This is a genomic window from Streptomyces sp. NPDC032472 (assembly GCF_040636955.1).
Taxonomy (GTDB): domain Bacteria; phylum Actinomycetota; class Actinomycetes; order Streptomycetales; family Streptomycetaceae; genus Streptomyces.
In genome coordinates this window covers 1-8,965 of record NZ_JBEZVK010000132.1, presented here as the reverse complement: position 1 = coordinate 8,965, position 8,965 = coordinate 1, and the positions used below count along the sequence as shown (strand labels likewise).

The window sequence follows — 8,965 nt, the reverse complement described above, 5'->3', positions numbered from 1 at the left end:
GGGCGACGCCGGCCACCGCGCCCGCGCCGGCCAGTACGGGGGCCAGGGCGGCCGCGGCCAGCAGCCGGCGCCTGGGCGTTCCGGCGGGGGCGTCCCCGCCGCTTCGTCGGTCTCGGGTCATGGACCGGCACCTCCATCCGTGGGACTGCCAGGCAAGCACGGGCGCGGCGCCGCCATGCGCAGACCCGTGACGGGTGCGGGCCGAACGGGTTACGGAATCGTCGATGGGGGCACCCGATCAGGCGATCCGGGCCGCAGGCTCGACCGGTACGGTCCACTCCTTGCGCGCCCAGTCCTCCAGGGTGGCCAGCTGCGGGCGGCGGGCGCGCATCGCCGGCACGTCCGCCCGGAAGCCGACGGAGTCGAACCACTCGAACATGGCGGCCATCTCCTCGCTGTACTGCCGCACCTCCTCCACCGGCTGGGAGCGGAAGCGGACGGGACGGCCGGCGGCGCGGGCGAACACCTCGGCCATCTGCGGGCCGGTCAGCTCGTCCGCGGCGAGCTCGACGGTGCGGCCGAGGTGCTCGGCGGGAGCGTCGAAGGCGTCGGCGGCGAACGCGCCGATGTCCTCGGGGGTGATGAACTTCAGGGTGGTGTCCGGGGCGATCGCGAGGGACAGGACGAGTTCGCCCGCGACCCACTGCGGGCCCATGTCGTGGAAGTTGGTGGGGAAGAAGGTCGGGCGCAGGACGGTCGCGGGCAGGCCGAGCTCCTCGATGTACCCCTCGATCTCGCCCTTGCTGGCGAAGTGCGGGACGCTGCCCGGCCGTCCGGCTCCGTCGACGGAGGCGTACACGAAGTGCGCGACGCCGGCGCGGGCAGCGGCGTCGGCGACCGCCTTGCCCTGGCGGACCTCGCCCTCGGGGCCGCCGGGACCGGGCTGCGGCATGGGCTGGACGCTGAAGACGCCGTACGCGCCGCGCGCAGCCGCGTCGAGGGAGCCGGGGTCGTCCAGGTCGCCGCGGACCAGGACCGCACCGTGGGCCCGCAGGGCGCGGGCCGCGGGGTGCTCCGGGTCGCGGACGAGCGCGCGGACGTCCCAGCCGCGGGAGATCAGGGCGCGGGCGGCGGCTCCGCCCTGCCGGCCGGTGGCTCCGGTGACCAGGATGACGCGGGTGTCGGACATGGCAGGCTCCTCGGTGTCGTGCAGGTTCCGGGGCCGGTGGTTCGGCCCGTTCTTGCTGTACGACAGCCTGTTTCCTCAACCGGAGTTGAGGTCCAGCACCTGTGACCATGATCACGACCAGGGCGCGGCGTCGCGTCTGTACGGCGTTGCTCCGTCGGCTGTTGCGCGGGGCGCCTGTGTCACACCAGCGCCGCGCCGCCGTCCACCGCGAGCGTGGTGCCGGTGACGTAGGCGTTGGACAAGGCGAAGAGATAGGCCGCCGCGGCTTCCTCGGCAGTGCCGACACGCTGCGTGAGCAGCTCTGACCCGGCGCCCTGGAGGAAAGCCTGCGGGTCCGGGACGCTGTCGTCCCACAGCTCGGTGCGGATCACGCCGGGCTGGATCACGTTGACGCGCAGAGGGGCGAGTTCGACGGCGAGGGCCCGGGACAGGGCCTCGATGCCGCCGGTGATGCCTGCCGTGAGCGCGGTTCCGGACAGGGGGCGGATCGCGAGGACGCCGGAGCTGAAAGTGATCGAGCCGCCGTCGCGCAGTCGCGGTGCAGCGTACTTGGCGGAGAGGAACGCGCCCCAGAACCGGCGCTCGAAGACGGCCCTGGCCTCCTGGGGGGTGGTGTCGGACAACGGCTTGATCAGCAGGGATTCGCCCGCGGTGTAGACGAGGTGGTCGAATTCCCCGACCTGCTCGAAGAACGCGGCGATGGCGTTGCCGTCGGCGACGTCCAGGCGGCGGCCTTCGGCCGGCGCGCCCAACCGCTTCGTCGCGGCGTCCACGCGGTCCTGATTGCTGGAGGCGACCACGACGTCCGCCCCGTCCGCCGCGGCCTGTTGGGCCACCGCGAAGCCGATGCCGGAGGTTCCACCGATGATCACGATCTTCTTGCCGGCCAGGGACATGGGATCCACTCCTTCGTCGATGCAGTGCCGGGGTTCGGCAACCGCCCTGGCAAGAAACGTACGCATCCGCATCGAGACGATGAATGACTTGGGATCTCGATTCCCTGTCATATCGTCTCGCCCTGCAGGCGCTAGAGTGGCGCCGTGGACATCCTGAGCGACACACTCGAAGTCCTGCGCACGGGACGCCCGATGGTGACGCGCACCGACGCGCGCGCCCCGTGGGCCCTGAAGTTCCAACCCATATCGGGAGCCGGATTCCACGTGGTCGTGGAAGGACGCTGCCACCTGCTGCCGCCGAACGGCCAACCGCTCGCGCTCGGCCCCGGCGACATCGTGTTCCTGCAGCGCGGCAGCGGACACACCCTGTGCGATGTGCCGGGCCGCGCACCGGTGGACTTCGTACCGGAGCGCGTGGACCGTTCCTCGCCGATCGGCCAGTTCACCGTGGACGGACCGGGGGCGCACACGGTGCTGGTGTGCGGCGCGTACGCGATCGACGTCGATCGCCCGCATCCGCTGTTCAGCGACCTCCCGGAGGTCATCCACCTCCCCGCGGTTCCGGGCCGCCACCCGGTGCTGCGCTCGGCGGTCGACCAGCTGTGCGCCGAGTTCCATGCGCCTCAGCCGGGCTCGGACGCGGTCGTCACGGCGCTCATCGATCTGCTGCTGCTGTACATCCTGCGGTCGTGGTACGCCGAACTGCCGAAGGAGCGGACCCGGGGTTGGACGGCCGCGCTGACCGACCCGGCAGTCGCCCCGGCCCTGAAGGCGATCCACGACGATCCCGGCCACCCCTGGACCGTGGAGTCGCTGGGCAGCCGCGCCGGGCTGTCCCGCGCGGCGTTCGCCCGGCGCTTCGCCTCGGTGGTCGGCGAGCCGCCGTTGACCTATCTGACCAACTGGCGGATGGCCACCGCGGCGCGGCTGCTGCACCGATCGCCGGCCCCGCTGAGCACCATCGCGCAGCACACGGGGTACACGTCGGAGTTCGCCTTCGCCAAGGCTTTCAAACGACACTTCGGATCGCCGCCGGGGGCCTACCGCAAGCAGGTCAGGAAGGCAGGCGGCGAACCCCGCGGATACGACGGTTCAGCCCGCCGATCACAGCCCTGAACGCACTCCTGCACCGGTCGAACCGGCCCCGCCGGAGTACGGGCGCCGGCCGGCCGTGTCGAGGGCCTCGGCGACCAGCCGCTTCAGGTGGGGGTCGGTCAGTGCGTAGACCATCCGGCGGCCCTCCCTGCGCGCGGTGACGAGGCCCGACATGCGCAGCCGGGCCAGGTGCTGGCTGACCGCGGGCCGGGCGGCGCCGACCGCCTCGGTCAGGGAGGCCACGTCGGCCTCCCCCGCGGCCAGGGTGTGCAGGAGCGCGAGGCGGGTGCGGTCGGCCAGCAGGGCGAGGAGCTCCGCCGCGGCCTCGTAGGCGTGGGAGCGCGGCTCTTGCGGGTGCGAGGCCTGCGCAGGTGATAGGTGCATGCGTGCGCTCATACGCACATAATAGGGGGCCGGGGGTGCCTGCCGCCCCCGGCCCTGCCGTCCTCGTCGGAAGCGAGCACGCCGTGAGCGACCACCGGCACGTCCACCAGCACGGGCACGGACACGGACACGGAGGGGGAGCCGGTCGCCGCCGCGGCCGCCTGCTCGACCGCCTGGCCCATCTCGCCAGGCCGCACCGCCACGACACGGCGGAGAAGGTCGACGCGGAGCTGGAGGCCTCCCGGGAGGGCCTGCGGACGCTGTGGCTGTCCCTCGGCATCCTGGGCCTGACCACGGCCGTCCAGGCCGGCGTGGTCGCCCTGTCCGGGTCGGTGGCGCTGCTCGGCGACACCGTCCACAACGCCGCCGACGCGCTGACCGCACTGCCGCTCGGCATCGCCTTCGTCCTCGGGCGGCGCGCCGCGAACCGCCGCTACACCTACGGGTACGGCCGAGCCGAGGACCTGGCCGGGGTCGTCGTGGTGCTCACCATCGCGGCGTCCTGCGCCCTGGCCGCGTACCAGGGCGTCGAGCGGCTGCTGGCCCCGCGCGAGGTCACGCACCTGTGGGCGGTCGCGGGCGCCGCCCTGGCCGGGTTCGCGGGCAACGAGTGGGTGGCCCGGCTGCGGATCCGCACGGGCCGCCGGATCGGCTCGGCGGCGCTCGTCGCGGACGGACTGCACGCCCGTACCGACGGGTTCACCTCGCTCGCGGTGCTGCTCGGCGCGGGCGGGTCCGCGCTGGGCTGGAAGGCCGCCGACCCGGTGGTCGGCCTCCTGATCACCGGGGCCATCCTCATGGTGCTCCGGGACGCGGCGCGGGAGGTCGGGCGGCGCCTGCTGGACTGCGTCGACCCCGCCCTGGTGGACGCCGCACAGGGCGCGCTGCTCGGGGTGGGCGGCGTCCGGGGCACCGGGCAGGTCAGGATGCGGTGGATCGGGCACACGCTGCGGGCCGAGGCGGACATCGTCGTGGACCCGCACCTGACGGTGGTCCAGGCACACGCCCTGGCCGTCGAGGCCGAGCACGCGCTGATCCACGCCGTTCCGCGGCTGACGGCGGCGACGGTGCACATCGACCACACCGGCGAGGACGGCGGCGGCGACCCCCACGCGGCCCTGGCCCATCACGCCGTGCGGTCGTGACGTAGGGTCAGGCCCGCAGGTCCGGCGCGCGAGGGAGGCAGCGGCAGTGGACGAGAAGAAGAGGCGGCGCCGGCCGCTGTGGGCCGGGGTGCTCGTGGTGGCCGTGGCGGCGCTGGGGGTCGGGCTGTACTGGTTCGAGCCGTGGAAGCTGTGGCAGGACGAGTCGGTGAGGGAGGCGCCGCCGGTGGCCGCGCCGGGTCCGTCGGCAACCGCAACCGCAGCCGCCCCACGGGTCCTGGCGCAGGGGACCCTGATCAGCCACGAGCACACCACCACCGGCACGGTGAAGCTGCTGCGCCTCGCCGACGGGTCCCGGAGCCTGCGCCTGGAGAACCTCGACACCAGCAACGGCCCCGACCTGCGCGTGTGGATGACCGATGCCCCGGTGAAGGAGGGCGTGGACGGCTGGCGCGTGTTCGACGACGGCAAGCACGTCAGCCTGGGCAAGCTCAAGGGCAACAAGGGCGACCAGAACTACCCGGTCCCCGCCGACGTCAACCTGACCGACTTCACCAGTGTCACCATCTGGTGCGACCGCTTCGACGTCTCCTTCGGCGCGGCCGCACTCAGCCTCTGGCCGTGATCAGGACAGGGCGGAGGCCCTGAAGACCGCCTGGGCCGTTTCGCAGTCGATCAGCCGTGAGAGCCGCTGCAGCGGGTCCAGCCCCTCGGCGAGGGTGCCGCTGGACACGCTCGTGTCGATGTCCTGGCCGACCCGGTACCACAATGGCGGGTTGGCCGCGAGGACGCGGGGGTCGACCTCGACGCGGTTGCCGAGGGTGTCGGTCAGCACGAGCCGCTGGGAGAGCCCTTCGTGCCATACGACCGCGGCGAGCCGGTCGGTGCGGACGCGGCGGCGGCGCAGCAGCCCGCGGGTGGTCAGCAGCCCGGGTGCGGCGCTGACGCGGGTGGGCCACAGGACGGCGAACAGGACCGCGCCGAGCCCCGTCCACACCGCAGCGCGCTGCCAGTCGCCGAATCCGGCGGCCGCGTCGACGCCCAGCAGCAGTGCCGTCAGCACCACGGCGGTGCCGGCCGAGGCCCGCGCGTCCGGGGCCCAGCCCCTGTCCTCGACCACCTTCGGTCCGGCCATCGCCCGTCCCTCCCCACTCGATCAAGATGTACGACGCATTCAACTACCCAGGGGCGGGTCCGGCATTCCGCATGTACGGCGTCGTGGCGCGCGGACGGCCTTTTCTGACGCGTTCCCGACGCTTCGACCGACGGGGCGTCAGCAACACGTACGGAACGACGCCTCCGGCGTCAAGGTCCCGTCAGGAGGCGGCACACACCGTGCGGCCGCGGGGATAGCTTCGGTGCCGCGCCCCGGCTGCCTCCCCGCACCCGGGGCGGCACCGGTCGTTGCATCGCTGCCCTGGGAGGGCCTCATGTGTCTGTTCCGCTACGACGACGATCCCGAGCCCGAGGAACGGGTCCCGGCCGGACTCCTGTACGTGCCCGTCCGGCCGGGAGGAGGCGGGGGCGGCGGCGCCGGGACGGTGATCCGGCTCTTCCGGACCCCGCTGGGCACGCGCACGGCCGTCGGCTTCACCAGCGCCGAGCGGCTGACCGCGACGCTGGGCGAGGGGCATCCGTACATCCGGCTGGCCGATGCGGTGCTGCGGCGGCTGTGCGAGCCGCTGGGTGCGGGGCTGGTCACCGTCGATCCGACGCTGTCGGCGGCTCCGGTCCAGGCCCCCGCACCGGAGCAGCGGCCGGAGCCGGGGCTCGGCCGGGCGGTCGGGCACGGGGTCGGGCAGCAGCCCGACCGGCTCCCGGTCCGGACCGTCTGACGGGGGGCGGATTCCATGACCACGGTCCTGCCGTCCGCCGCCGCCACGGGCGCGGACGACCTGTCCGTCTGGCCCTCCTCGACGGCCCGGCTCCCCCACGGCGACCTCGCCGTCGGCGGGGTGCCGCTGACGGAGATCGCCGACCGGTTCGACACCCCCGCGTACGTCCTGGACGAGGGCGAGGTGCGGGCCCGCTGCCGGACGTACCGCGACGCCTTCCCGGACGCCGAGGTGCTGTACGCGGCCAAGGCCTTCCTGTCGCGCGCCATGGTGCGCTGGGTGGCCGAGGAGGGCCTCGGGCTCGACGTGTGCTCCGCGGGCGAGCTCGAACTCGCCGTCACCGCGGGCTTCCCGGCGGAGCGGATCGTCCTGCACGGCAATGCCAAGTCGCCGCGCGACATCGCCACGGCACTGCGGCTCGGGGTCGGGCGGATCGTGATCGACAGCCCGTCGGAGATCGCGCGGCTGGCCGCCGCCGTGGGCCGCGGCGGCCGACAGAAGGTCATGGTCCGCGTGGTGCCCGGGATCTCGGCCGGGGCGCACGAGAAGATCCGGACCGGGACCGACGGCCAGAAGTTCGGCCTGTCCCTGACCGACGGCTCCGCCCAGCACGCGATCCCTCGGATCCTCGGGCAGCCGCAGCTCGAACTGGCCGGGCTGCACTGCCACATCGGCTCGCAGATCACCGAGGTCAAGCCGTACGTGGCCGCCCTGCGGCGGATGGTGGGCCTGATGGCCCGGATCCGCGACGCGCACGGGGTGGTGCTGCCCGAGCTCGACATGGGCGGCGGGCACGGCATCGCCCACCGCCCCGGCGATCCCGCGCTCGACCTCACCGCCCTCGCGCGGCGGCTGCGGGCCGAGCTCAGGTCGAGCTGTGCGGCGGCGCGGCTGCCCGTGCCGCGGCTCGCGATCGAGCCCGGGCGGGCCGTGGTCGGCCCGGCGGGGGTGGCGCTGTACCGGGTCCTGGCCGTGAAGCACGCCGCCGGCCAGGTGTTCGTGGCGGTGGACGGCGGCATGAGCGACAACCCGCGGCCCGCCCTGTACGGGGCGCGCTACGCGCCGCGGCTGGTCGGCCGTCGCTCCGCGGCCGTCCCGTGCACGGCGACGGTGGCCGGCCGGCACTGCGAGGCGGGCGACGTCCTCGCCGCGGGCGTGCAGCTGCCCGGCGACGTCCGCCCCGGTGATCTGCTCGCCGTCCCGGTGGCGGGGGCGTACCAGCTGTCCATGGCCTCCGGCTACAACATGGTCGGCCGCCCGCCCCTCGTCGCGGTCGACGCGGGGGCGGCCCGCCTCCTGATCCGCCGCGAGACCCTGTCGGACTTCCGCAGCCGCGACATCGGCTCCTGAGCCCGACCGGGCCCGCTTCCGCCCCCGGATCGGCCGGGCAGCCCCCGCCCGGCCGATCCGGGCCGCCGGCGGCCCGGCGGCCCGGCGGCAGCGGTCAGTCGCCCAGCTGCAGGATGCGGCCCGTTTCCGGGCCCTCGACGGTGCGGACGTACGCCTGTGCCACCTCGGCGAGCGGAACCGGGGGGAAGCCCGGGAAGTGGTCGCCGTAGACGTCCAGGGCCTCGGTGAAGACCGTGGGGCTGACCGCGTTGATGCGCTGCGGGGCGATCTCGACCGCCGCCGCACGGACGAAGGCCTCGACGGCGCCGTTGGCCATCGACGCGGCGGTGCCCGTGATGATCGGGCTGCGGGCCAGGACGCCCGTGATCAGGGTGAAGGAGCCGCGCGGCGAGATGCGGGCGGTGCCCTGGCGGACCAGTTCGAGCTGGCTCTGGACCTTGCCGAGGAAGGCGGCCGTCCAGTCGGCGGGGGTCATGTCGGGCAGCGGCTTGTACGGGACGGAGCCGGCGGCGCTCGCCACCGCGTCCAGTGGCCCGGCCTGGCCGGCGGCATCGTACAAAGCGGTGATCTGCTCCGGGTCCGTGACGTCGAAGCGCAGGTCGCCGCCGGTCCGGCCGGCGGTGACCACCGTGTGGCCGCGGGCGGTCAGGGCCTGGTGGACGGCGGCGCCGAGTCGGCCGCCCGCACCGATGAGGAGGATTCGCATGCCCTCGACGCTAGGCGGGCGCACCGCGGCAGGGGAAATGCCGTTCCGGCGGCATCTATGCTCGGTGGTCATGAATGTGGAGCTGCGACACCTGCGGGCTCTGGCGGCGATCGGCGACGAGGGCACCATCACGGGCGCCGCGGCCGTGCTCCGGGTGAGCCAGCCCGCCCTGTCCCGCACCCTCGACCAGCTGGAGCAGCGCCTCGGCACCACGCTGGTGGAGCGCACGACGCGCCGCCTCGCCCTCACCCCCGAGGGCCGGCGCCTGTGGGAGCACGCCCACCGTATCCTCACGCAGCTGGACGACGCCCTCGCCGAGGCCGCGGCCGGCCCGCACCCCCGCCCAGCAGAGACTCACCAAGAAACAGCCCGCCCCCCGCCCCAAACCCCACCGAACGCCCCACGCGCAATCGGACCAGAAGACCCCCGAGCGGCGCTCCGCGGCCCGCCGCCGCCCAGAGGAGCGC

General features: G+C 74.2%; 11 protein-coding genes. 6 read left to right on the top strand and 5 right to left on the bottom strand.

Annotated elements, in window-relative coordinates:
- Positions 1 to 238: 238 nt before the first annotated feature.
- Positions 239 to 1,129, bottom strand: a complete 891-nt coding sequence (locus AB0F11_RS36495; protein WP_362183686.1) for an NmrA/HSCARG family protein — start codon at positions 1,127 to 1,129, stop codon at positions 239 to 241.
- A 179-nt stretch (positions 1,130 to 1,308) separates the two neighbouring features.
- Positions 1,309 to 2,025, bottom strand: a complete 717-nt coding sequence (locus AB0F11_RS36490; protein ID WP_362183683.1) for an SDR family oxidoreductase — start codon at positions 2,023 to 2,025, stop codon at positions 1,309 to 1,311.
- A 144-nt stretch (positions 2,026 to 2,169) separates the two neighbouring features.
- Here AB0F11_RS36490 and AB0F11_RS36485 point away from each other — a divergent pair, with 144 nt between their 5' ends.
- On the top strand, positions 2,170 to 3,141 hold the full coding sequence (locus AB0F11_RS36485) for an AraC family transcriptional regulator (RefSeq protein WP_362183680.1): 972 nt from the start codon (positions 2,170 to 2,172) through the stop codon (positions 3,139 to 3,141).
- On the opposite strand, the gene AB0F11_RS36480 is transcribed toward AB0F11_RS36485, so the two are convergent.
- Positions 3,130 to 3,516: a metalloregulator ArsR/SmtB family transcription factor gene (locus AB0F11_RS36480; protein ID WP_362183677.1), complete on the bottom strand. Its 387-nt coding sequence runs from the start codon at positions 3,514 to 3,516 to the stop codon at positions 3,130 to 3,132. The two genes, AB0F11_RS36485 and AB0F11_RS36480, sit on opposite strands and share 12 nt — an antisense overlap.
- Before the next feature lie 71 nt (positions 3,517 to 3,587).
- Here AB0F11_RS36480 and AB0F11_RS36475 point away from each other — a divergent pair, with 71 nt between their 5' ends.
- Positions 3,588 to 4,649 (top strand): cation diffusion facilitator family transporter, encoded by a 1,062-nt coding sequence (locus AB0F11_RS36475; RefSeq protein ID WP_362183674.1) that lies wholly within the window; start codon positions 3,588 to 3,590, stop codon positions 4,647 to 4,649.
- Positions 4,650 to 4,695: 46 nt separating this feature from the next.
- Positions 4,696 to 5,232, top strand: coding sequence for a DM13 domain-containing protein (locus tag AB0F11_RS36470; protein WP_362183671.1), 537 nt, complete (start codon positions 4,696 to 4,698; stop codon positions 5,230 to 5,232).
- Here AB0F11_RS36470 and AB0F11_RS36465 read toward each other — a convergent pair whose 3' ends face one another.
- Positions 5,233 to 5,742, bottom strand: a complete 510-nt coding sequence (locus AB0F11_RS36465) for a hypothetical protein (RefSeq protein ID WP_362183668.1) — start codon at positions 5,740 to 5,742, stop codon at positions 5,233 to 5,235.
- A gap of 295 nt (positions 5,743 to 6,037) precedes the next feature.
- Here AB0F11_RS36465 and AB0F11_RS36460 point away from each other — a divergent pair, with 295 nt between their 5' ends.
- Both AB0F11_RS36460 and lysA read left to right on the top strand, forming a co-directional pair.
- A complete protein-coding gene (locus AB0F11_RS36460) occupies positions 6,038 to 6,442 on the top strand; it encodes an SAV_915 family protein (RefSeq protein WP_362183665.1) in 405 nt (134 codons plus the stop codon).
- A 15-nt stretch (positions 6,443 to 6,457) separates the two neighbouring features.
- On the top strand, positions 6,458 to 7,792 hold the full coding sequence (lysA, locus tag AB0F11_RS36455; protein ID WP_362183662.1) for a diaminopimelate decarboxylase: 1,335 nt from the start codon (positions 6,458 to 6,460) through the stop codon (positions 7,790 to 7,792).
- Between the two features lie 94 nt (positions 7,793 to 7,886).
- Here the strand turns inward: lysA and AB0F11_RS36450 are convergent, their stop codons facing one another.
- Positions 7,887 to 8,498, bottom strand: coding sequence for a short chain dehydrogenase (locus AB0F11_RS36450; protein ID WP_362183659.1), 612 nt, complete (start codon positions 8,496 to 8,498; stop codon positions 7,887 to 7,889).
- Between the two features lie 70 nt (positions 8,499 to 8,568).
- Between AB0F11_RS36450 and AB0F11_RS36445 the strand changes: the two genes are divergently transcribed.
- The coding region (locus AB0F11_RS36445) for a LysR family transcriptional regulator (RefSeq protein ID WP_362183656.1) at positions 8,569 to 8,965 on the top strand (397 nt) is incomplete at its 3' end.

Excerpts from the sequence above, each read along its gene's own strand:
- AB0F11_RS36495 (WP_362183686.1), bottom strand. The coding sequence starts at position 1,129 with ATGTCCGACACCCGCGTCATCCTGGTCACCGGAGCCACCGGCCGGCAG.
- AB0F11_RS36490 (WP_362183683.1), bottom strand. The coding sequence starts at position 2,025 with ATGTCCCTGGCCGGCAAGAAGATCGTGATCATCGGTGGAACCTCCGGC.
- AB0F11_RS36480 (WP_362183677.1), bottom strand. The coding sequence starts at position 3,516 with ATGAGCGCACGCATGCACCTATCACCTGCGCAGGCCTCGCACCCGCAA.
- AB0F11_RS36465 (WP_362183668.1), bottom strand. The coding sequence starts at position 5,742 with ATGGCCGGACCGAAGGTGGTCGAGGACAGGGGCTGGGCCCCGGACGCG.
- AB0F11_RS36460 (WP_362183665.1), top strand. The coding sequence starts at position 6,038 with ATGTGTCTGTTCCGCTACGACGACGATCCCGAGCCCGAGGAACGGGTC.
- lysA (WP_362183662.1), top strand. The coding sequence starts at position 6,458 with ATGACCACGGTCCTGCCGTCCGCCGCCGCCACGGGCGCGGACGACCTG.
- AB0F11_RS36450 (WP_362183659.1), bottom strand. The coding sequence starts at position 8,498 with ATGCGAATCCTCCTCATCGGTGCGGGCGGCCGACTCGGCGCCGCCGTC.